20 protein-coding genes are annotated in these 22981 nt (G+C 64.6%); 11 read left to right on the top strand and 9 right to left on the bottom strand.

Annotated elements, in window-relative coordinates; all coding sequences use genetic code 11:
• Positions 1 to 115: 115 nt before the first annotated feature.
• The gene (locus RBH77_RS00430; RefSeq protein ID WP_311030154.1) at positions 116 to 1294 is read right to left on the bottom strand and encodes a porin; all 1179 of its coding nucleotides are present in this window, start codon (positions 1292 to 1294) and stop codon (positions 116 to 118) included.
• A gap of 682 nt (positions 1295 to 1976) precedes the next feature.
• On the opposite strand from RBH77_RS00430, the gene RBH77_RS00425 reads away from it, so the two are divergent.
• The 11 genes from RBH77_RS00425 (at position 1977) to RBH77_RS00375 (ending at position 16399) form a co-directional block, all read left to right on the top strand.
• Positions 1977 to 2273: a hypothetical protein gene (locus tag RBH77_RS00425; RefSeq protein WP_311030153.1), complete on the top strand. Its 297-nt coding sequence runs from the start codon at positions 1977 to 1979 to the stop codon at positions 2271 to 2273.
• 124 nt (positions 2274 to 2397) lie between these two features.
• A complete protein-coding gene (locus RBH77_RS00420; RefSeq protein WP_311030152.1) occupies positions 2398 to 3582 on the top strand; it encodes a porin in 1185 nt (394 codons plus the stop codon).
• Positions 3583 to 3756: 174 nt separating this feature from the next.
• The gene (locus tag RBH77_RS00415) at positions 3757 to 4614 is read left to right on the top strand and encodes a GntR family transcriptional regulator (protein ID WP_311030151.1); all 858 of its coding nucleotides are present in this window, start codon (positions 3757 to 3759) and stop codon (positions 4612 to 4614) included.
• Positions 4577 to 5362: an ABC transporter permease gene (locus tag RBH77_RS00410; protein ID WP_311030150.1), complete on the top strand. Its 786-nt coding sequence runs from the start codon at positions 4577 to 4579 to the stop codon at positions 5360 to 5362. The genes RBH77_RS00415 and RBH77_RS00410 overlap by 38 nt, the downstream gene beginning before the upstream one ends.
• Positions 5359 to 6177, top strand: coding sequence for an ABC transporter ATP-binding protein (locus tag RBH77_RS00405; RefSeq protein ID WP_311030149.1), 819 nt, complete (start codon positions 5359 to 5361; stop codon positions 6175 to 6177). Before RBH77_RS00410 ends, RBH77_RS00405 begins: the two co-directional genes overlap by 4 nt.
• Before the next feature lie 27 nt (positions 6178 to 6204).
• Positions 6205 to 7197, top strand: a complete 993-nt coding sequence (locus RBH77_RS00400) for an ABC transporter substrate-binding protein (protein ID WP_311030148.1) — start codon at positions 6205 to 6207, stop codon at positions 7195 to 7197.
• A gap of 28 nt (positions 7198 to 7225) precedes the next feature.
• Complete coding sequence (locus RBH77_RS00395) at positions 7226 to 8875, top strand: GMC family oxidoreductase (RefSeq protein ID WP_311030147.1); 1650 nt, start codon at positions 7226 to 7228, stop codon at positions 8873 to 8875.
• Between the two features lie 3 nt (positions 8876 to 8878).
• Positions 8879 to 10015 (top strand): mandelate racemase/muconate lactonizing enzyme family protein, encoded by a 1137-nt coding sequence (locus RBH77_RS00390; RefSeq protein ID WP_311030146.1) that lies wholly within the window; start codon positions 8879 to 8881, stop codon positions 10013 to 10015.
• A gap of 166 nt (positions 10016 to 10181) precedes the next feature.
• Positions 10182 to 11090 (top strand): LysR family transcriptional regulator, encoded by a 909-nt coding sequence (locus RBH77_RS00385; protein ID WP_311030145.1) that lies wholly within the window; start codon positions 10182 to 10184, stop codon positions 11088 to 11090.
• A 123-nt stretch (positions 11091 to 11213) separates the two neighbouring features.
• Entirely contained in the window at positions 11214 to 15956 is a 4743-nt protein-coding gene (locus RBH77_RS00380; RefSeq protein ID WP_311030144.1) for a beta strand repeat-containing protein, read from the top strand.
• 173 nt (positions 15957 to 16129) lie between these two features.
• The gene (locus RBH77_RS00375; protein WP_311030143.1) at positions 16130 to 16399 is read left to right on the top strand and encodes a hypothetical protein; all 270 of its coding nucleotides are present in this window, start codon (positions 16130 to 16132) and stop codon (positions 16397 to 16399) included.
• Between the two features lie 64 nt (positions 16400 to 16463).
• On the opposite strand, the gene RBH77_RS00370 is transcribed toward RBH77_RS00375, so the two are convergent.
• From RBH77_RS00370 to RBH77_RS00335, 8 genes are all read right to left on the bottom strand, one after another.
• A complete protein-coding gene (locus RBH77_RS00370; RefSeq protein ID WP_311030142.1) occupies positions 16464 to 16610 on the bottom strand; it encodes a hypothetical protein in 147 nt (48 codons plus the stop codon).
• A gap of 29 nt (positions 16611 to 16639) precedes the next feature.
• Positions 16640 to 17245, bottom strand: coding sequence for a glutathione S-transferase (locus tag RBH77_RS00365; protein ID WP_311030141.1), 606 nt, complete (start codon positions 17243 to 17245; stop codon positions 16640 to 16642).
• Entirely contained in the window at positions 17242 to 18978 is a 1737-nt protein-coding gene (locus RBH77_RS00360; RefSeq protein ID WP_311030140.1) for an FAD-dependent oxidoreductase, read from the bottom strand. Before RBH77_RS00360 ends, RBH77_RS00365 begins: the two co-directional genes overlap by 4 nt.
• Entirely contained in the window at positions 18978 to 19721 is a 744-nt protein-coding gene (locus RBH77_RS00355; protein WP_311030139.1) for an SDR family NAD(P)-dependent oxidoreductase, read from the bottom strand. The genes RBH77_RS00360 and RBH77_RS00355 overlap by 1 nt, the downstream gene beginning before the upstream one ends.
• Positions 19718 to 20512: an SDR family NAD(P)-dependent oxidoreductase gene (locus tag RBH77_RS00350; RefSeq protein WP_311030138.1), complete on the bottom strand. Its 795-nt coding sequence runs from the start codon at positions 20510 to 20512 to the stop codon at positions 19718 to 19720. Before RBH77_RS00350 ends, RBH77_RS00355 begins: the two co-directional genes overlap by 4 nt.
• Positions 20513 to 20579: 67 nt before the next feature.
• Entirely contained in the window at positions 20580 to 21296 is a 717-nt protein-coding gene (locus tag RBH77_RS00345) for an ABC transporter ATP-binding protein (RefSeq protein ID WP_311030137.1), read from the bottom strand.
• Entirely contained in the window at positions 21280 to 22050 is a 771-nt protein-coding gene (locus tag RBH77_RS00340) for an ABC transporter ATP-binding protein (RefSeq protein ID WP_311030136.1), read from the bottom strand. Before RBH77_RS00340 ends, RBH77_RS00345 begins: the two co-directional genes overlap by 17 nt.
• Complete coding sequence (locus RBH77_RS00335) at positions 22043 to 22981, bottom strand: branched-chain amino acid ABC transporter permease (protein ID WP_311030135.1); 939 nt, start codon at positions 22979 to 22981, stop codon at positions 22043 to 22045. Before RBH77_RS00335 ends, RBH77_RS00340 begins: the two co-directional genes overlap by 8 nt.

Here is a 22981-nt window from a genome sequence, read left to right as displayed (position 1 = left end):
GCAGAAAAAACTGCCGAATACAACCCCGCTTGGAAGGTCGGGTCTCTCGATTCGACCCGGCCCGCCGAAATAGTAAGAAACGGCCGGCGGAATTTCCGCCGGCCGTCTCGTTTTCTTAGAAGTAGCGCGTGAAGCGCAGGTAACCGGACACGGTGCCGTCGAAATGATCGGCCTTCGTGTAGACGATTTCCGGACGAACCTCGAAGTTCTTGACCGGGGTCCACACGGCCGACACTTCAGCCGCCCAGGACGCTGAGTCATCGATTTTGTCCTTGGTCCCGACAGCGTAGACATCGCTGAAGTACTGGCCGGACACGATCAAGCCGAGGGTCGGGGTCGCCTGGTAGAGGAACGAGGCGAGGACCGAGTACTCAGGCTGGCCACCGCCAAACCAAGTATTCGTGAGCGGCGAACCCGGGCCGTAGTTGCTGTCGGCGCTGTTGTAATAGCCGACGAGCTTGAAGGCCGAGCCCGGCATGGACGGTACATTGAGCAACAAGCCGGCGGACAGAGCAATCGCGCTCTTGTTGCCGTCGTCGAGAGCACCGTTCCCGCCATTGCGGTCATGGTCGTAGGCCGCCACGAGATCAACCGCGCCCCAGGCCGCGCCGTAGCCGATGCGACCGACGACGTCAGGCATGTAGCTGTATTCGTCGGCCGGATCTTCCAGCGAGATCACCCCGTAGAGGCCGGTCTTGCCGCCGAACTCGTAGCGGATCGAGGACCGCTCCTGGTAGCCATAGTAGAGGCCGCCCCAGGAGAAGGAGCCGTAGTTCAGCGCCGAGTTGTTGAACTGGTAGAACCACGCGCTCTCGCCGTAGCCGGCGATGAACCCGCCGAGCTGCACCCAGGCCTGGTCGATGGCGACGCCGCCGTCGGATGCACCCCCCGTTTTGCCAGCCGACGGATTCCAGTCGGCCTGGAGACGCATCCAGCCGCGCAGCGTGCCCCACTCGGTCTCCGAACGTGCATCGAAGTTGATGCGGACACGGCTGCCGGTGTTCCAGCCGTCATTATTGTAGCCCGGAGTTTTTGCGCTTGGGCCGAAATAGTAACCCTGCGAGTCATTGTCGTTTTTCTGGCTGGTGGCACCGACCTGGAACCAGACATAGCCGTTGATGGACAGGCAGGTTTCGGTGCCCGGGATATAGAAGAAGCCGGCGCCGTAGGCGTCGCACACCCTCACGTAATCCACGGGTTCCGGTTCAGGGGCCATCACCGCGTCCGCGGCGCGTGCGCCGGAGACAGCGAGGAGGGCCGCTGCGGAGCCGAGGATAAGGCTCTTGATTTTCATTTTCTGACCTCCAGTCAGAATCGTCAATTTTCAGCGGCCGGCTGCTCCCGGAAAACTGCCGAAACGTGGAAAAATCGGCAGCTACCATTCCTCCAACTCATTCTTTCCATTCACTATTTAGATTTTCTTCGCCTCTTTTTCTCCACGCCCTCGGCCCCCGCCGCATAATCGCTGCCAGTCTCTCCTGCGGAAACGCGTGTCGCGACGGCGGGAATGCGGCGAGGGCCCGGCGTATCCGGCGAAGTGGTCGACGGGCCGTGGAGTGCCGGCGGATCTGTCCGGAGTCCCGAACGTCTCCACCCTTTGGGTCGGCGGCCTCCCCTGGTGATCAACGGGGGGTCGATTGCCCATGTAAGCGGTAGCGGGGGAGTATGGCGCCGTATGACGCGACGGCCTGCGGAAACCCCCGGCGAATGCCGGCCGGTCCGATGCTAACGGGATGGATGGGCCCAGGTCAGTGCGCGCCGGACGGGCGACCGCAAGGTCGCACATACTATTAGATGAGCGAGCTTACGGTCGCCCATCTTCCCGAATGTGCAATGACAGGGCCGCAAGGCAGCGTGGTGGAGCTGAAGCATGCGCGATGACAAGACGGATAGCTTTGCGGGGCAGAGGGGCTGCCGGGTGCAGGGCGGAGAAATATGTATAAAGAACAATGGCTTCCAAACGAGACACATCCCAAATGCCCGACCGGGCGTCGCGGCTTATGCCGCGCCCCCGCGAAGCCGATGCGCGCAAGCAGCCTACGGACGTGAGCGAAAAGAGACCTTCCCCCGAGCGAAAGAAACAGCTCCGAATCAAAGCCGGCCGCCGTTTCGCCCTGTTTCCCGGCTTGCAAGGGCTTTCAGTGCCTCAAACTTTAACGAATGGTTTCCAGCGTGGCGAAAACGTGGCCATTCTGCAACAGGGTGGCACGATAGAGCTCTACCTTTTGTGCGAAAAGGCCGATCCCGATTGCGCGGCGTGCGCTCTTGCGTAATGTCATGTCTGGAGAAGGGGCGCGCAGGCGTGTCTTTTTCGGCATTGGGGATGGGGCAGGGAACGCTGTCCTTCAGCATAAAGTACCCAGACCCGCTTTTTAACTTTTGACTGGAGGTCAGAAAATGAAAATCAAGAGCCTTATCCTCGGCTCCGCAGCGGCCCTCCTCGCTGTCTCCGGCGCACGCGCCGCGGACGCGGTGATGGCCCCTGAACCGGAACCCGTGGATTACGTGAGGGTGTGCGACGCCTACGGCGCCGGCTTCTTCTATATCCCGGGCACCGAAACCTGCCTGTCCATCAATGGCTATGTCTGGTTCCAGGTCGGCGCCACCAGTCGCCAGGATGCCAACGACACGCCGGGCTACTACTACAATGACGATCACGATTTCGGTCCGTTTGCCGCCCACACGGGTTGGCAGACCGGCTCGCGCGTTCGCATCAACTTCGATGCGCGTTCGGAGACCGAGTGGGGCACGCTGCGCGGCTGGATGCGCCTGCAGGCGTCCTGGGACCAGCAGTCGAAGTTCGGTGACGGCCCTGTCGGCATCGACCAGGCCTTCGTCCAGCTCGGCGGGTTCGCAGCCGGCTACGGCGAGAGCGCGTGGTTCTACCAGTTCAACAACTCGACGCTGAACTACGGCTCCTTCTCTTGGGGCGGTCTCTACTACGGCTACACGGAGCGGGCTCAGATCCGTTACGAGTTCGGCGGCAAGACCGGCCTCTACGGCGCGATCTCGCTGGAAGACCCGAAGGACGAGCTCAACTACATGCCGAACGTCGTCGGCCGTATCGGCTACGGCGCGGCTTGGGGCGCGGTTGCTTTGACGGGTGCCTACGATCACGATCGCACAGGTCTCGCGGTCGGTGGCGACGCCGGCTGGGCGCTGTCGGGTTCGGCTCTGTTCAACATCCCGTCGATGCCCGGATCTGCCCTCAAGATCATCGGCTACTACAACGGCTCGGATAGCGAATACGGCCCGGGCGGCCCGCTCAACGGCTACACTCTGACCAATGCCGCCTTCCCGGGTGGCGTCGATCTCGGCCAGCCCGAGTGGTCGGTCCTCGCCTCGTTCCTCTACCAGGCGACCCCGGACCTCGGCTTGATCGTGTCGGGTCAGTACTTCGGCGATGCTTACATTGCCGGCGGCGACGACACCGTAAACGGCACGTCGGCTTGGGCGGCGGAAGTGTCGGCCGTCTGGACCCCGGTCAAGAACTTCGAGGTTCGTCCGGAAATCGTCTACACGAAGGCCGAGCACCTCGACGGAACCGTGTCGGGCTTCCTGCGCTTCACGCGTTACTTCTGATCGGATCCTTCCGAATGGACGAAAACCCGGCGGGCAACCGCCGGGTTTTTGCATTTAAGGGGTCGAGCCCGCTTCACCGGCTTCCCGCCCTCAAGGTTGCAAACGGCACAGGTTCGGTAGTTCGAGCAATGCTCGAGCTTGCGCCATGTCATAAAGTCCGTATATAGGAACTTTATGACATTCGATCCGGATATCTTCAGGCGCAGCCGCACGCCTATCTATCTGCAGATCGCCAAGCTCCTGCGCCAACGGATCGAGCAAGGCGAATGGAAGATCCGCGACCAGCTGCCGACGCTGGAGGCGCTGATGAGCACCTACGGCGTCGCACGCTCGACGCTCCGCGAGGCGCTGGCACAGCTCGAGGCCGAAGGCCTCATCCGCCGTGGCCGCGGGACGGGCACCTTCGTCACCAAGGACCTGTCGAGCCAGCGCTGGTTCAAGCTTCCGATCAATTGGCCGGATATGCTGGAATCGGTCGCCAACCTGCGGGTCAGCCCTCTTTCCGTGCCTGACGGGGAACGTGTCGACCGCCCGCCGGTCGATTTCGTCAGCGGCGAACCGGCCCCGTCCTACGTGCACCTGAGGCGCGTCCACTATCGGCACGACATCGCCTACTGCCTGATCGACGTTCATCTCGATGCCGATCTTTTCCGCACGGACCCGGAAGGGTTCACGACCACACCGGTGCTGAGCCGGCTCGCGGCGCGGCCCGGTCTTCGCATCTCGATCGCGCGGCAGGTGATCTGGGTTTCGGTGTCGGACGAAAGGACAGCTTCCTGCCTCGGCATCGGAGTTGGGGACCCGGTCGTCGAGATAAGACGCGCGTTGGCGGACGGCGACAACCGCATCATCTACTACGCCCACATCCGCTACCCGGCCGAGCTCGTCCGACTCGAGGTCGATCTCCTCGGCGCGGGTGCGGGACCTGGAGTGGGCTTCAGGCAGGAGGACGGACGCGTCGTGGCCAACGACAGGCGCGCAGGGAGGAAACCGGATGGTAGTGCGAAACAGCGCCGCGCGCTACGCCGCTAGCATCGGGCTGACGATCGCGCCCTTCGCCGCGCTCGTGGCCCTGTGGTGGCTGCTCAGGCTGACGGGGTTGATCAATCCCAACCTTTTGCCTTCGCCGCTGCAAGTGGCGCAGACTTTCTGGTCGACATTGACCGACAGCAACCTCCTCACCAACATCACCATGTCGGTGGTACGCGTGCTGGGCGGCTTGCTGCTTGGCACCGCAGCGGCCGTCCCGGTCGGTTTCCTGATCGGCTGGTACCGTCCGGTGGGCCGGCTGCTCGACCCACTCATCAATTTCTTCCGCGCACTGCCGCCGATCGCGCTGATTCCGCTGGTGATCGTTTATCTCGGCATCGGCGAGATCGCCAAGATCGCCATCCTCTTCTATGCCTCCTTCTTCGCGGCCGTCATCGTCATGTATGAGGGCATGTCGGCGATCAGTCCGATCTATGTCCGCGTGGCTCGTACGCTCGGTGCCACCGATTTCGAGATTTTCGCGCGCGTGATGGTGCCGTTGACCGTGCCCCATATGCTGGTCGCGCTGCGCGTCGCGCTCGGGGTGTGCTGGGCGACGCTGGTCGCGGCCGAACTGGTGGCGGCGCAGGAGGGGCTGGGCGCCATGATCCAGAACGCCTCGGCCTTCTTCGAGCTCAACACGATCTATCTCGGCATCATCTGCATCGGCGCGCTGGCACTTCTCATGGATACGATCCTGCGTCGCCTCACCGCGCGCATCGTCGGATGGCAGGAGAAGATCGAACGATGAGCGCGAACGTGCAGGCCCAGGAACGCCTGAGTTTCGAGAACATCTCGATGCAGTTCCCCACCGATCGCGGTCCGCTGGAGGTGGTGCAGGACCTGTCGCTCTCGATCCGCGCCGGCGAATTCGTTTCGCTCGTCGGCCCGTCCGGTTGCGGCAAGACGACGTTGATGAACATGGCCGCGGGGTTTTTGAATCCGACCCGCGGGTCGGTCACGCTGGATGGCGGGGCGATTACGGGGCCGGGGCCGGACCGCGGCGTCATGTTCCAGGAATATGGCGTCTTCCCCTGGTTGACGGTCGAGGAGAACGTTGCCTTCGGCCTAAAGCTCAAGGCCAACCGCAAGCCGGTCAAGGAGCGTGCGGAGATCGTTGAGCGTTATCTCCGGCTGATGCGGCTGTGGGACTTCCGCCGGGCCTATCCGAAGACGCTTTCGGGCGGCATGCGGCAGCGCCTCGCGTTGGCGCGCGCCTATGCAGTCAATCCCGAACTGCTTCTGATGGACGAGCCCTTCGGCGCACTCGACGCGCAGACGCGCAGCGCCATGCACGATTTGCTTCTCGATATCCTCGGCACCGAAGGCAAGACGGTGATGCTCATTACCCACTCGGTCGAAGAGGCGGTCTATCTGTCCAACCGGGTGGTGGTCATCTCCGCGCGTCCGTCCCGTGTGCGCAGCATCGTCGAGGTGCCTTTTCCCTATCCGCGTCATCACTCACTTCAGGAGACCCCCGAATTCAACGAGTTGCGGGCTCGCGTCCATGAACTGGTCATGCGCGAATACGCGGCGCAGGAAGCGCAGCGGACGACCGAAGACTGAAACACCATCAAACCAAGGGAGGAAAAGATGGACCGTCGAGATTTTATGAAGCTTTCTGGTGCGCTCGCCCTGACAGGCGCCGTTCCGGCGCGAGGGTTTGCCGCATCGAGCAAGGTCAAGGTCGGCTATCTGCATACGCTCGCCGTGGACGGGCAGATGTGGCTCGCCGAATCAAAGGGCCTGTGGAAGAAATACGGGCTGGATATGGAGTTCGTCCAGTTCCAGACCGGGCTCGAACTGTTCCAGGCGATGACGGGCGGCTCGATCGACGTTCTCTCGACCGGCGCGGTTGTCTCCAACTTCCCGGCGCGCGGCCAGGGCAAGGTCTTCCTCATTAACGATGTGGAGTTCGCGACGGCGCAGCTCTGGGTACATCCCGACATGGGCGTGAAGACTTTCGCCGACCTCAAGGGTAAGAAGATCTCGACCACGCTCGGCACAACCGCCCATGTCTTCCTCGACACGGCCTTGAAGGCCAACAAGATCGACCCGAGCGAGGTGACGCTGGTCAACCAGCGCATGCCAGATGCGGTCACCGCCTTCATCTCCAAGGCCGTGGAAGCCGTCGCGCTCTGGGTGCCGTTCAACGAGTCGGTGAAGAAGAAGTCGCCCAATGCCGTCAAGCTCGTCGATGCTTCGGCTTATTATCCGCAAGCCGCGATCGTCGATGGCTGGGCCGCGCGCAACGATTTCTTCGATTCCAACAAGGACGTGCTGAAGAACATCATCAAGGCCTGGGCGGAGGCGAACGATTATCTGGTCGCCAGTCCGGACGAGGCGCTCGCTACCTTGCAGAAGGAGCGTTATCCGAACGTATCGCTGCCGGATCTCAAGGATCAGTTCGGAGCGGAGAAGGTCTTTACCTCCGCGGAATGGCGCAAGAAGTATGAGGACGGCACGGTGACGGGCTGGCTGCAGCAGGTCACCGATTTCTTCACCACCTTCGCCAAGATCCCGAATCCCGTGCCGGCCTCGAAATATTTCGACACGTCGCTCTACCTCGAGACCATCAAGGACTGAGGGCGCAGGATATGCAGGCGAGAGGCGCATGATGGTTGACCGGTCGGAATACGACTATGTGATCGTCGGCGCCGGATCCGCGGGGTGTGTACTGGCGAACCGTCTCTCGGCGGATCCATCGACACGCGTGCTCGTGCTGGAGGCTGGTGGCTGGGACCGGAATTTCTGGGTCCGGCTGCCGGTCGGCTATTTTCGCACGATCTACGATCAGCGCTTCTCGCGCATCTTCCCAACCGCGCCAAGTCCACATGCCGGAGGGCGGTCGATCCTGTGGCCGCGCGGCCGCATCATCGGCGGCTCGAGTTCCATCAACGGCCTGCTTTATATACGCGGCCAGCACAAGGACTACGACGATTGGGCCGCGGCCGGGGCGACGGGCTGGGACTATCGCTCCGTCCTTCCGGTGTTCAAGCGCTCCGAGAATTATGAGGGCGGAGAGAACGCATACCATGGCGGCAAAGGCGAACTTGGCGTCTCCGAGTTGCGCAACGACCACCCCTATTGCCGTGCCTGGCTGGAGGCAGGGCAGCAGGCCGGTTTCCCCTACAATCCCGACATGAACGGCGCCAGCGAATACGGCGTCGGGTCCTACCAACTCACCATCCGCGACGGTTGGCGCCAGAGCGCCGCCGTCGCTTTCCTGCGGCCGGCGCTGGGCCGCAAGAACCTGACCGTCATCACGCACGCGCAGGTTTCGCGCGTGATCTTCGAGCGTGGACGCGCCGTCTCGGTGGAATGGATCGAAGCCAATGCCCGCTCAAGCGTTCATCGCGTTCGTGCGACGCGCGAGATCATCCTCGCCGCGGGCACGCTGCAGTCGCCGCAAATCCTGCAACTCTCAGGCGTCGGACCGGCGGAGCATCTCGGCCGCCAGGGCATCGATGTGATGGTCGACGCACCGGAAGTGGGCGAAAATCTCAAGGATCACTACCAGGCGCGCACCATCGTGCGACTGAAGCGGCGCATGTCGCTCAACGATGACGTCCGCAGTCCGTTGAAGCTCGCCGGTATGGGCGCGCGGTGGCTCTTCAGCAGTTCCGGTCCGCTGACTGTGGGTGCCGGCCAGGTCGGCGGTTTCGTCCCGACGAAGCACGCCAGGGGTAGCCGCGCCGACATGCAATTCAACGTCATGCCGCTTTCGGTCGACAAGCCGGGCGAGCCGCTGCATCGATATTCGGGGTTCACGGCTTCCGCCTGTCAGTGTCGTCCCTCTTCGAAAGGCCGCATCTCCATCCGCTCGACCGATCCTTTCGCCGACCCTCTGATCGAACCGAACTATCTCGCCGAAGAGTTGGACCGGAAAACGCTTGTCGCCGGCCTGCGCATTCTGAGAGACATCTATGCCCAGTCTGCCTTCCGTGATCTGATCGACGGCGAGGTGCTGCCCGGTGCAAGCCGCCAGACGGACACCGAGCTGCTCGAATTCGCGGCCAATGGGGGCGGCACGGTCTTCCATCCGGTCGGCACCTGCCGCATGGGTTCCGATGCGCGATCGGTCGTCGATCCACTGCTCAAGGTGCGTGGAGTCGAAGGGCTCAGGGTGATCGATGCTTCGGTGATGCCGGACATGGTGTCGGCCAACACGAACGCCGCCTCGATCATGATCGGTGAGAAGGGCGCGGCCCTGGTTCTGGGCACTGATCAGACCACGCCGGCACCCTCGATAGTGAGGGCCTGACGCTTGGATACGCCCGAGGATCTGCCTGAACTGCGCCTCGCCCGGGTCGAGGCGATGGTCTTCAGGGTGCCGATATCGACGCCGGTCGTAACCTCCTTCGGCACGATGACGGACCGCCCCGCGGTGGTCGTCCGGATCGAGGATACCGACGGCGCAGTCGGCTGGGGCGAGGTCTGGTGCAATTTCCCGAATGTCGGCGCGGAACATCGCGCCCGTATGCTGGAGAACTATGTCGCGCCGCTATTGCTGACGCGGCCCTGGCCCGACCCGATTGCCGCGTTCTTCGAGCTTACGAACCGCCTCCACGTGCTCGGCCTGCAATGCGGCGAACCAGGTACCATCGCGCAGATCATCGCCGGCGCCGATATCGCACTTTGGGATCTCGCCGGAAAGCGGGCTGGGCAGCCCCTGTGGAAGCTGCTTGGCGGCGGTCCCGCCATCCGGCCCTATGCGTCCGGCATCAACCCCACCAATGCGGAAAGGCTGGCTGCCGCGAAGCTGGAGGAAGGCTACCGAGCGTTCAAGCTGAAGATAGGCTTCGGCGCCGAACGCGACCTCGCCAATCTTACGGCACTTCGAAAATTGCTCGGCCCGGAGATGCCGCTGATGGCCGACGTGAACCAGGCATGGGATCCGGCAACGGCATTTTCCATGCTGCCGCGACTTCGGGAATACAATCTTGAATGGCTGGAGGAGCCGGTGCCCGCCGATACGCCGTGGCGGGTCTGGCAAGAGCTCGCGGCGAAGGCCGGCATGCCGCTCGCCGCCGGCGAGAACTTGCGCGGCGAAGCGGCCTTCGAGGAGGCCCTGTCGGCGAAGGCGATCGGCGTCTTCCAGCCCGATCTTGGAAAATGGGGCGGCTTCAGCGGCTGCGTGCCTCTGGGAAGACAGGTAAAGGCGGCCGGCTATCTCTTCTGCCCGCACTGGTTGGGCGGCGGCATCGGGCTCGCCGCGTCGATGCATTTAAAGGCAGCGATCGGAGGGCCCGGTTACCTCGAAGTCGATGCCAACGAGAACCCGCTGCGCGAAGCGCTGGGTGGCCCTCTTCCCGATGTCGTTGCCGGCATGAGTACGCTGTCCGACCGGCCCGGTCTCGGAGTGGATCCAGATGTAAAGGGACTCCGATCTTTCCAGAGGTAGCGACCTTGCGATTTGTCGATGTGCCGTCGCATCTTGGGCAACCTGAACTTGTTTTCTGCAAGTGCAACCCGGCAAGATGTCCGGTCGCCGACCATGCTGGCGACGCGTCCATCGATGCGCTAGCATTCCGATCGATCCCGGTGCGGGCCGATCAGGGGTGCTTGTCATGGAAATGCACCAGATACGTTACTTCCTCAAAGCTGGGGAGACGTTGAATTTCACGCGCGCCGCCGAGCAGTGCGGCGTCAGCGCGCCCTCGCTCAGCCGTGGGATACACCAGTTGGAGGAAGAACTGGGCGGGCAACTCTTCCGGCGCGAGCGTCACCTGACGCACCTGACCGACCTTGGGCGGCTGATGCTCGAGCATTTTACCGTCATGGACCGCGCCGCCGATGCGGCCAAACGCGAGGCCAGGCACTATGCCAAGCTCGCCGGTTCACGGCTCAAGCTCGGCATATTCGCATCGATCGGCGCCGATGTACTGACCGGCTATCTGACGACCTTGCGGAGTGAGGCGCCCGAACTCGAATTGCACATCTGGGAAGCCAATTGCGAAGAACTGGAAGTCGCGCTGCTCGGCGGCGAGGTGGACATCGCGCTGACCAGTTCGCCCGAATTGGACGAGCGAATCCGTATGACGCCGCTGTTCCGGGAGGCATTCTTTATCTCTTTTGCTCCCGGTCATCGCTTCGGCCAGATGAACGCGGTGCCGATGCGTGAACTCGAGGGCGAGGATTACGTCAAGCGCCTGCATTGCGAATTCCCGTCGAACCTGGCGCGGCTCGGCGTCGCCAAGCCCTACGACGCCGTCAATGTCCGCTATGTCGGCGAGCGCGAGGACTGGATCCAGTCTCTGGTTCGCGCCGGTCTCGGCTGCGCGGTTATGCCGGAGAACCTGCCGCTTTTGCCTGGTCTCGAAATGCGCAGGCTGGTCGAGCCGGAAGTGTTCCGGCAGATCAGCCTGGCAACGGTCGCCGGCAGGCCGCACAGCCCGCCGGTCGCGGCGGCCGTTGCGGCCGCGCGGCGCTATCGATGGCCGGCCGGAAGCGCCGGCCGGAGCCGGGTCACCGCTTGAGGCATTACCCGCCAGCGTTGCGTGGAAGCTAACAGCTCGTTAGCTAAACAGGGCTGTTCCGGGGCGCCGGAAAATCTCATTCTCCCCCTTCATGCAACCAGGGGTGCAAGGGCGGCAGGGAGAATGTCGAGAATTGCCAAGCGAGCGGAAGCTGGTCTTTTCGCCACGGTTTCCTCCTATGCCTTTGCGACGGCGTTCCTGGGGGCAGGTGGACTGGCGCTCGCCCCCGCCGCGATCCTCGGCACGACGAAGCCAGCTTACGCAGACAAATGCTTAGTCGCCTTCGATCTCGGGGGGGATTCATACGACGGCGCCACCGACGACGACGGTGGGAGTAGTTTGTATGGACCCAATACCGCTTGCGGCGAAAATGCTTCCGCGACCGGCAACAATTCCACCAATGCCGCCTATGGACTTAACTCCAACGCAAATGGGGACAATTCACGAAACACCGCCATCGGGCACAGGGCCAACGCGTCCGGAACCAGCAGCACGAACGGTGCGTTCGGCGCCTACTCCGATGCCAACGGCGATGCCAGCATCAATACCGCCGTCGGGTACAACTCCTCCGCCAGCGGCAATAGCAGCGCCAATGTCGCCGTCGGCGATCAGAACGCTGCCGACGGTGACCTAAGCCACAACGTCGCGGTCGGGGTAGAGGCCATTTCCTTTGGTAACGGCAGCACCAATATCGCGACGGGTTATTACGCGGACGCCAGCGGCATCAGCAGTAGCAACGTTGCCACTGGCAACGATGCCGATGCGGGAGGCGATCAGAGCAACAACATCGCGACGGGAACCAAAGCCAACGCCTTCGGCGAAAACAGCAACAATATCGCCACCGGCAACAACGCCGATGCCGACGGCTATTACGGCACCAACATCGCCACCGGCCTCAACGCCGATGCCTTCGGCGATTTCAGCAACAATATCGCCACGGGCCAGGGTGCCAATGCTGTCGGCAGCGGCAGCGCCAACGCCGCCAGCGGCTACAATGCGACGGCGGGCGGCGACGGCGCCGCCAACGCTGCCTATGGCTACACCGCCAATGCCACTGGTATCGGCAGCAACAATCTGGCGCTCGGCTCCCTCGCCAACGCCAGCGGCGCATCAGGCGCCAACATAGCGACCGGCCTGTCCGCCGATGCCAGCGGCGCATCAAGCGCCAATATCGCGACCGGATCGGGCGCGAACGCCAGCGGCTACAGCAGCAACAACACAGCCACCGGAACCAATGCGCAAGCTGACGGCGATTACGGCGTCAACATCGCCAGCGGCGATAATGCGACGGCGGGTGGCGGTGGCGCCGCCAACGCTGCCTATGGCTATACCGCCAATGCCAGCGGCACCGGTAGCAACAATCTGGCGCTCGGCTCGCTTGGCAATGCCAGCGGCGCATCAGGCGCCAACGTCGCGACTGGCCTGTCCGCCGACGCCAGCGGCGATCTGAGCAGCAATATCGCGACCGGATCGGGCGCGAACGCCAGCGGCTACAGCAGCAACAACACCGCCACGGGAACCAACGCGGACGCCGGCGGCGACTACGGCGTCAACATCGCCACCGGCGATAGCGCAACGGCAGGAGGCGGCGGCGGCGCCAACGCTGCCTTTGGCTATACCGCCAATGCCAGCGGTATCGGCAGCAACAATCTGGCGCTAGGCTCCCTCGGCAATGCCAGCGGCGCATCAAGCGCCAACATCGCGACCGGATCGGGCGCGAACGCCAGCGGCTACAGCAGCAACAACACCGCCACGGGAACCAACGCGGACGCCGGCGGCGACTACGGCGTCAACATCGCCACCGGCGATAATGCGACGGCGAGGGGCGGCGGCGCCGCCAACGCTGCCTATGGCTACACGGCCAATGCCGGCGGTATCGGCAGCAACAATCTGGCGCTCGGCTCCCTCAGCAACGCCAGCGGCGCATCAAGCGCCAACATAGCGCTTGGGCTTTCGGCCTTTTCGGCCGGCGACTACCTCGCCAACATCGCCATCGGGCACAATGCGGCGGCAGGCGGCACCTCCGCCAACGCGCTCGGTAACGCCAATGCGCTCGCCATCGGCGATGGGGCGCAGGCCGGTGCGACCGCGAGCGGACAAGTCGATGCCACGGCCGTCGGCCAGGGTGCGCTTGCTAACGCGACCCGCGCTTCCGCCTTCGGCCAGGGCGCGGTTGCGTCAAGCACAAACACGGTCGCCGTCGGCCAAGGGGCCGCCGCATCCAGCGGGCAGGCGACCGCCGTCGGCGAGGCGAGCCAGGCGACAGGAACGGCAAGCAGCGCCTTTGGGCAAAACAGCCGCGCCTTCGGTGACCTCTCGATTGCGTCGGGTGCGGGCAGCCTCGTCGACACGGCCGCCGCCGGCAGTTCCGCTTATGGCGTAAACGCGACGGTGCGCGCCTTCAACGTGCACTCGACCGCGGTAGGCGCCGACGCGGTCGCGGGGTTAGCAGGGCTGACAGCACCGACCGTAGGATTTTCGACCAATGCTTCCGCCTTTGGTGATGGGGCACAAGCGATTGAGCGTTTCACCACCGCGGTCGGCGCCTTCTCTTTGGCTTCGGGACAGGCCTCGACAGCCGTCGGGCATCAGGCCACCGCCACGGGAAGCGGGTCTTCGGCATTTGGCGTAGCGAGCCGGGCGAGCGGCGACGACAGTTTCGCGGCGGGGCTGCTCGCGACGGCCGCCGGCGCGAATTCCGTCGTCATCGGCCCGGGCGCGGCTGACAATGGCGTCGCCAACTCGGTCGTACTCGGCCCGGGCGCCGCCATCACCGCGGGACTGGCGGGCACCAATATCGCACTCGGCGAAGGCACCGTCGCCGCTCGCGGCGCGATGACGGACTATGCCGCATACGGTATCGCCGCGCCGCAGAGCTCCGCCGGCGAGCTGGCGCTCGGCAACCGGCAGATCACCGGGCTCGCGGCAGGCATCCAGGCCAATGACGCGGTAAACCTCGAACAGCTCCAGGGCGCCATCGCCGCCATCCCCGGCGCCGCCTCCTATTTCATCTCCGACAATCCGGGCGGCGCCATGCTGCCGGTCTCCTCCGGCGCAAGCGCTTCGGCGGGCGGCTATGACGCGCAGGCCACTGGAGCGAACGCCACGGCGATCGGCAACGGGGCGCTTGCCGGCGGCACCGTGATGAACGGCCTTGCCAATGCCGGTACGACTGCGCTGGGCCAGGGCGCGCAGGCCGGCGCGGCGGCCGCCGGACAGGTGAACGCCACGGCGGTCGGGCAGGGTGCCATGGCCGATGCTGCCAACGCCTCGGCATTCGGTGAGGGGGCAGAGGCGAGCGCGGCGAATTCGGTGGCGCTCGGGCAAGGGTCGGTCGCAGATACGGCCGACACGGTTTCGGTGGGAGCGGTTGGCAGCGAACGCCGGATTGTGAATGTCGCCGATGGCGCGATCGCCGCCACAAGCACCGACGCCGTCAACGGAAGCCAGTTCTTCACCTTGCAGCAGCAAATCACGAGCGGCGGCATCGGCCTCGTCCAGCAAGCCGGGGCCGGCCAGCCGATTACCGTGGGAGCGGCCACCGATGGCGCGGCGGTCGATTTCGCCGGCGCCGACGGCGCGCGAGTGCTGACGGGCGTCAGGGCCGGGACTTTGACCGCCGCCAGCACCGACGCCGTCAATGGCAGCCAATTGCTCTCCGCCAACCAGCGCATCGCGATGGCCTTCGGCGGCGGGGCCGGTGTAAATTCCAGCGGTCAATTGACGGCGCCGAGTTACGCCGTGCAGGGCGGCACCTATAACAATGTGGGGAATGCGCTAGGCGCCCTCGACGGCCAGGTGACCAGCAACACCACGAACATTGCCGCGCTTTCGACCCAGATCAACAACGGCAGCGTCGGTCTTGTGCAACAGGATCCGACCACGCGCACGCTCACTGTCGGCGCGACGACCGACGGTAACGTCGTCGACGTTTCCGGAACGGCCGGCAACCGGCAGGTAGCGGGCGTGGCGGCCGGTGCGCTGGCGGCGACCAGCACCGAAGCGGTGAACGGCAGCCAGTTGTTCGCTACCAATCAGGCGGTGGCGGCGAACACAACCGATATCGCCAGCCTCACCAGCACCGTCATGGGCATCCAGACGGGGAGTTCGACATACGTCAAGGTCAACAGCACCGCCGCACCGGCGACCGCATCGGGCACTGAGTCGATCGCCGTCGGCGGCAATGCGTTGGCCAGCGCCAGCGGCGCCGTCGCGGTCGGCATGGACGCTTCTTCCACCGGAACCAACGCCATCGCGATTGGCATGGGCGCCTCGGCTACGGGTTCGGTCGCTGTCGGCGCAAGCGCGCAGGCGGGAGGCGGTGGCGCCGCGTATGGCGACTATTCCGTGGCCACAGCCGAGGACAGTACGGCGCTCGGCCCGAATGCGAGCGCGACCGGAACGGGTTCCGTGGCGGTCGGCCATCATGCGAGTGCGACCGCTTCGAACGCGGTGGCGATCGGCGAAGATTCCGTCGCGGACGAGGCGAATACGGTCTCGGTCGGCTCCTCGTCGAACCAGCGGCGCATCACCAATGTCGCGCCGGGCGTCAACCCGACCGATGCGGCGAATGTGGGGCAACTCGACAGCGTGGCGTCCGGCCTGCAGACCCAGGTGAACGAGAACAGGCGCGAGGCACGCTCCGGCATAGCGCTGGCGCTGGCGGCTTCCTCGCTCCAATACGACCAGCGGCCGGGAAAGGCATCCGTGGCTGCCGCGTTCGGCAATTTCAAGGGCCAATCGGGATTCGCCGTCGGGTTCGGCTATGCCGCGACCGACCGCTTCCGGCTCAATGCGTCGTTCGAGGCATCGCCCGGGATAGACGATTACGGCGTCTCCGCCGGCGCCTCATGGACATTGAATTGAGCATATCGATGGAGAGCTTCATGCATCGGTTCCATGGCAGTCGGAAGGTTCGTCAATTCAACCGCGGGCTCGTCGCGGGCATAGGCCGCTGTGTCGTTGTGTCCGCGGCTTTCCTGGCCTCTCCGGCAATCGGTTTCGCGGGTCCGCCGGTTCCATGGTCGAAGCTTCCCCGCATGGAGCTCGAACGCCAGTTTGCCGGCCCCTTGCAGGATACGATCATCCAGCGATGGCGCGATCCGGCCGACGGCACGGTCTGCTACATCTATCTGCCGATCACGGCGCAGCACTCGTCGCCGACGGAATCGGGCTATGTGCAGTATGGCCCCAATATCATCGGCACGATGAGTTGCCTCAAAGCGGAATCGCCACCGGCAAGGCCCGCCCAAGCGCCGGCCGAAAAGAAAAAGGAACGGACCCACGCCGGCGCAGCAGATCACCGGTGAAGCCGTTTTCCCATCGTCCGAACCTCGCGATCTCCCGCCGCTTCAAAGACGACACCCCGCCCGCTCAGGCATGCATCATCGTGAGCGCGATATCGCGATAGATCTGGCTGGAGGCGACGAATTCGTCGACAGGGACGAACTCGTCGGGCTTATGCGCCACGCCGAGCGAACCCGGGCCGACAACAACGCCCTGCGCGCCGATCGTTGTCACTGGTTATGCGGAAAGCTCCGCATTGGAACTCACCCCAGCACGGTCGCCCGCATTGAGGGCCGTTCTGCAAACGTCTTGTACCACCCGGCGAGTTCCTGGCGTCCGGCGCGCCAGTCGAGTTCGGCGAAGCGCAGGTCCAGATAGCTCAGGGCGCAGGCGATGGTGATCGTGCCGATATCGACCCGGTCGGCGAGGCTTCCCGCCCTGGTCGAGAAGGCGGCCAGCGCCGAGCGCACTTTGTCGAGTTGGGCATCCCTCCAGCCGCTCCACGATTTCTCCTCGGGCCGGGCAACCGTTTCATAACGCGCTAGAAGCGCGGCGCCGAGAAGGCCGTCGCCAAGTGCCTGCTCGGTGAGGCTCTGCCAGCGTGCAGCGCCGGCGGCAGGGAACAACCCCCCGCCGGCCAGCGTATCGAGGTATTCGCAGACGACCCGGCTGTCATAGAGCACCGCGCCCTCGTCGGTGAAGAAGGTCGGCACCTGCCCGAGGGGATTGTGGCCGACGATCTCGGGATCGCGGTTCACGGGATGAGCGGCGCTCGACAAATTCTCGACGCGGTCCGCCAGCCCGACCTCGTGGGCGACGACCAGCACCTTGCGGACGAAGGGTGATGTAGGCGAGTAATAGAGTTTCATTGACGGAACGACTTCCTTTTTGTCTGTGCGGGCGGCGGCTCTGCGCCGCTCAGGGTTCGGCCGGCAATGTAGCCGAAGGTGAGCGCGGGGCCCAGCGTGATCCCGGCCGCCGGATAGGTGCCGGCCATCACCGAGTTCATGTCGTTGCCGACCGCGAAGAGGCCGGGAACGGGATGGCCGTCGCTGTCGAGAACTCTCGCATGGGCGTCGGTCCTGAGCCCTGTCGCGGTGCCGATATCGCCGGGATAGACGCGAACGGCATGAAAGGGCGGTGTGTCGATCGGCCCGAGGCAGGGGTTGGGCTTGTGCGCGGGGTCGCCCAGGTAACGGTTGTAGGCGTTGCCGCCCTTTTTGAATTCCGGGTCTTCACCGGTCCTGGCGTATTCGTTCATGCGCGCGATGGTCTCCGAAAGCGCATCGGCGGGCACACCAAGCTTGCCCGCCAGCTCGCGGATGGATCGGGCTTCGACCAGATAGCCGGCCTTGATGAAGGTCCGCAGGGAACGCGGTCCCGGACGTACCAGGCCGAGCCCGTATTTCCGCAGGAACCGCCGGTCGCAGATGAGGAAGGCCGGTATCGTGGACACGGACTCGTGGGACCGGTGCATGCCCTCCACGAAGTCGTGGTAGGAGGCGGATTCGTTGACGAAACGGCGGCCAGCCGCATTGACGGCGACGAGTCCCGGTTTCTGCCTGTCGAGGATGAGGTGGGGAAACCGTATTTCCCGGCCGTCGTCGAGTTTCATCACCGACACCGGCGCCCAGAAGGCCGGGCCTGCATTGTCTTCCGTAAGCGCCCCGCCCGCCGCAAGTGCCAGGCGTACACCGTCTCCGGCATTGCCCTCGGGCGACATCGAGAAATGGTTCTCGGCATGAGGGATGGTCTGGCGTGCCAGTGCTTTGTCGCGCGGGAACCCGCCTGTGGCGAGTACGACGCCGCGGCGCGCCGCTATCAGCCGTGGCCGACCGTCGATCGTCACCCGCACGCCGGTGACGGCGCTGTCCTCGATGAGGATCTCCTCCACGGCGGCATGCCGGCGCAGATCGATCTTTGCATCGAGCGCCGATTTGAGCAGCCGGCCGGCGAGCGCGTTGCCCATGAGCAGCCGCGTGCCGCGCCTGTAGCGCAGCCGGTCCATTGCATATCGGGCGAGCAACGAGACGGCATGCGCAAAATTGCCGAACGATTGAGTGACACCCAGGAGCCTGTCGATGTCGGTGCGGTTCACCATCATGCCGCCGAAGGCGAGGAAGGAATCGTAGGGCGGGCGCAGCAAGTCGAACTTGTCGCCCAACTTACGACCGTCGAAGGGGGCGGGATCGAGCGTGCGCCCGCCCATCGACGCGCCGGCAAGGTCGGCCTGGTAGTCCGGGGAATGGGCACGGGCAGCAAATTGCAGAGCGGTCTCACGCTCCATGAAGGCGACCATTTCCGGCCCGTTGTCGAGATAGGCTTCGACAAGATCGGTACGCAGGCGGTTGCCGATCACTGCGCGCAGATAGGTCATCACCGCCTCGCGGCTGTCGGTCTGCCCGACCCCAGCGGCAAGATGATTGCCGGGTACCCACATGGCGCCACCGGAGACAGCGGTGCTGCCTCCGAAGCGGTCGGTCTTCTCGAGGACCAAAACGTCGAGACCGACATGCCGCGCGACCAGCGCTGCCGTCATGCCGCCGGCGCCCGATCCCGCGACCACCACGTCGAAGGTTTCGTCGAACTCGTTTGCCGCCATCAGAGCCCCATGCCTCCACCCAGCGACTTGCCCCCGTCGACAAGCAGCACCTGTCCGGTGATGAAGTCCGTCCGGGGCGCCGCGAGGAAGGAGACGGCGTTGGCAATGTCTTCAGGACGCCCGGCCTTGCCCGTCGGCTGTAACGCGAGTTGCGCCGCCAGCCGCTCCGGCGTCAGAGCCTTGAGGAGAGGCGTGTCGATCAGACCGGGCGCCACGGCGTTGACCAGGATGCCGCGCGGCGCAAGCTCCATCGCCATAGCGCGTGTCAGGCCGACCACCGCCGCCTTGGACGCTACATAATGGGCGTGGTTGCGCGCGCCGAGAAAGGCGCGGGATGCGATATTGACGATTTTGGAGCCCGCTTCCATACGTCTGGCCGCCGTTTGGGAGAGCGAGAACAAGGCCACCAGGTTGATCTCGTAAGCACGGCGAAAATCTTCCGGATCGAGATCGAAGAAGCCTTTTTCATTGAAAATGCCGGCATTGTTGACGATCGCCGCGAAAGGCTGGTTCCGCTCGATCAGATCGGTGACGGCCTCGCGATCCGTCAGGTCGAGCCTGGCGGCTTCAAGGACGAATTCCCGGTCGCACGCTTCGGCCGCCGCTTCGGACAAGGCCTGCTCGTCGCGATCGGCGACGATTACCCGGAATCCGTCGCGCGCGAGCCTTAGCGCGATGGCACGGCCGATACCGCGCCCTCCGCCCGTGACGAGGGCGAGAGGTTGGCCGATGGGTGAGTTCATGACTTGGTTCCCGGATGCTGAAAGGTTTCGCGCAAGGCAAGATCGCCGCCGCTTCTGTGCGTGAGGAAGCCGGCGGTCAGGCCGCCGTCGACCTCAAGCACCGCCCCGTTCACATAGGCGGCTTCGTCGGAAAGCAGGAAGGCGATTGCCGCTGCGACTTCCTCCGGCCGGGCCAGCCGGCCGAGCGGTGTGCGGTCGAGCATCACGTCGTCCACGAAAGCCGGCGGTAAGCCGTTGCGTATCATCGGCGTGTCGACCCCATTGGGCGCGACGGCGTTTACGCGCACGCCGCGCGCGCCCCATTCCACCGCGAGCGTCTTGGTGAGGCCGACGATGCCCCATTTGGAGGCGGCGTAGTTGGCTCGGCCGGGCTGCCCGCCCTTGGCGGTAACCGATGCGAGCATGACGATCGCCCCGTGGCCGCGATCGAGCATGCGCCGTCCGACCTCACGGCAGATGCGGAAGACCGACGACAGATTGATGTCGATGACGCGGTCCCAGACAGCGTCGTCCATGCGCTCGGCCGGCATGGCCTGCGCCACGCCGGCGGAAGGGACGAGACCGTCGATCGGGCCAAGAGCGATTTCCGCAGAATCGACGAAGGCTTTCACCGCGGCCGTATCCCGCACGTCGAGGGGGGAAGCGAAGATGGCGGCGTCTTCCTCGGCGAGAGCGGCGGCCGTCGCCTTGACTCCGTCACCGTCCATGTCGGCAAGAGCAAGTGCTGCGCCTCTTGCAGCAAGATAATGCGCCGTCGCACGGCCGATGCCGCGCGCGGCGCCCGTGATCAAGATCCCTCGCCCGGCAAATGGACGGGCGTGATCCGGACGGGAGGCCGTGTTCATCGGATCCGTGCCCTCAATTGCCCAGATAGGTCTTGCGCACCGTGTCATCGGCGCGAAGCTGTTCGGAGGGTCCCTCGATGGCGATCTCGCCGTTCTCCAATATGTAGGCGTAGGAGGAAACGGCGAGCGCCACCGATGCGTTTTGCTCGACGAGAAGGATCGTCAATCGCTCCTCGCGGTTGAGGCGCCTGACGATATCGAAGATCTGCTGGACGAGGCGGGGTGAGAGGCCGAGCGAAGGCTCGTCCAGGAGGACGAGGCGAGGACGGGCCATCAGCGCCCTGGCGATAAGAAGCATCTGCTGTTCGCCTCCGGACAGAGTTCCGGCTTTCTGGCGAAGCCTCTCCCTCAGGACCGGAAAATACTCGAGGACCCGTTCGAAATCGCTCGCGGCCGCATTGGCGTCGGTGCGGCGGTAGGCCCCCATCAGGAGATTTTCCCGTACGCTCATGTCGTGGAAGATTTCGCGGCCCTCGGGTACCTGGACGACACCATGACCGACGACCTTGTGCGGCGCCCAGCGTTCGATCGCCGTGCCGTCGAAGAGAACGGAGCCCACCGTAACCGGCACAAGGCGGGAGACGACGTTCAGCGTCGTGGTCTTGCCGGCGCCGTTGGCACCGAGAAGCGACACGATCTCGCCTTCGGGTACGCTGAGCGAAACGCCGGACAGCGCCTGTATCCGGCCGTAGCTGGCCGAGATGCTGCGCAGTTCAAGCAGCGGCGCCATCGGTCGCCTCCCTGCCAAGGTAGGCTTCCACGACGGCGGGGTCAGACCGCACCGCCGCCGGCCGGCCTTCGGCGATCTTGGTGCCGAAGTTGAGGACGGTGATGGTGTCGGATATCGACATGACCAGTTGCATCACGTGCTCGACGAGGAGGATGGTGATGCCGTCCTTGCGCGCAAGCTCCGACAGCATGGTATCGAGCGCGCCGATCTCGCGGTTGCGAAGACCGGCGGCGGGCTCGTCGAGGAGCAGCAGCCGCGGCCGGATCGCAAGTGCGCGGGCGATCTCGAGAAGCTTCTGGCGCCCGAAGTCGAGGCTTGCGGCCGGTACGTCCCTGAAATCGGTGAGGCCGACCCTGTCGAGAAGAGCTTCCGCGTGCGCGGCAGCCCCCCTGGGCCGGGCCGCGAGCATGTCTCGGATGCTGCCGCCGCAATGCACGTGGCTGCCGATGAGGACGTTCTCCAGGACGCTCAACGTGCCGAAGAGCTCCAAATTTTGGAAGGTACGGGCAATACCCAGGCCGGCGCGCGTGCTTGCACCGGCGGCTGTCACATCGCGTCCCTCGAAGGCGACACGGCCGGCCGTCGGCCGATAAAGGCCCGAGATGGCGTTGAAAGTGGTGGATTTGCCGGCGCCGTTCGGACCGATCAGGGCATGGATCGCGCCGCGTTCCACCTTCAGGCTGAAATCGTTGACGGCGACGAGCCCGCCGAAGCGCATGGTGAGACCGTCCACGGCGAGTATGGGGTCAGCCATGGCGGTTGCCCCCGAGCTTCGCCGCGGCTGCCGCGAACAGGCCGCGCGGCGCATACATCATGAAAACCATGAGGATGAGGCCGTAGATGATCTCCTGGAATTGCGGAGCCTGGCGCAGGAGTTCGGAGACGAGGCCGAAGAAGATGGCGCCGCTCACCGCACCGAAGATCGAGCCGAGGCCGCCTACGACGATCATGGTGAGCACCAGGATCGTCGTCTGGAAGCCGAGACTATCGGGATGGATGAAGGTGGAGAACGTGGCGAACATCCCTCCCGCCACGCCGGCAAGCACCGCCGACAGCGCGAAAGCAGTCACTTTCGTCCGTCGCACCGGAACGCCCATGGCCATGGCCGCGATCTCGGAATCGCGCACCGCGCGGAACGACCGGCCGAGCCTGGAGCGTGATATGACGAGCGTGACGGCCGCCATCAGCACCGCGAGGGCAGCGACGAACGGATAGGCCTCCTTGTCGTTCACGATGGCGATGCCGAAGAAGGTGGCTGGGCTGATCGAAAGTCCGTTCGGGCCACCGGTCACGACTGTCCAGTTGAGGAATACCCACTGCATCGCCTCGCCGAAGGCGAAGGTGGCAAGCGCCAGATAGATGTCGCGCATGCGCAGGGCGGCGGCTCCCAGCACCACCCCTATGACGCCGGCGACCAGGCCACCCGCAAGTACGGGCAACGGAAAGGGAAGGGCATAGGCATTGCCGACAAGCGCGGCCGTATAGATGCCGATGCCGTAGAAGGCGGCATGCGCCAGCGCGAACTGCCCGGTCTCGCCGATAACGATATGAAGGCCCAGGCAAAGGACCACGAAAACGAGCAGCAGATTGGCGATGTAGACGATGTAGCCCGAGCCGAAGAGCGGCACGGCGGCAAGCACCGCCAGGCAGACGAGAACGAGAAGCGCGGCGACGGGCCTGCTCAT

The organism is Mesorhizobium koreense (assembly GCF_031656215.1).
GTDB classification, from domain to species: Bacteria; Pseudomonadota; Alphaproteobacteria; order Rhizobiales; family Rhizobiaceae; genus Mesorhizobium_L; species Mesorhizobium_L koreense.
The sequence above is the reverse complement of the archived record's forward strand: the minus strand, read 5'-3'. Positions and strand labels throughout refer to the sequence as shown.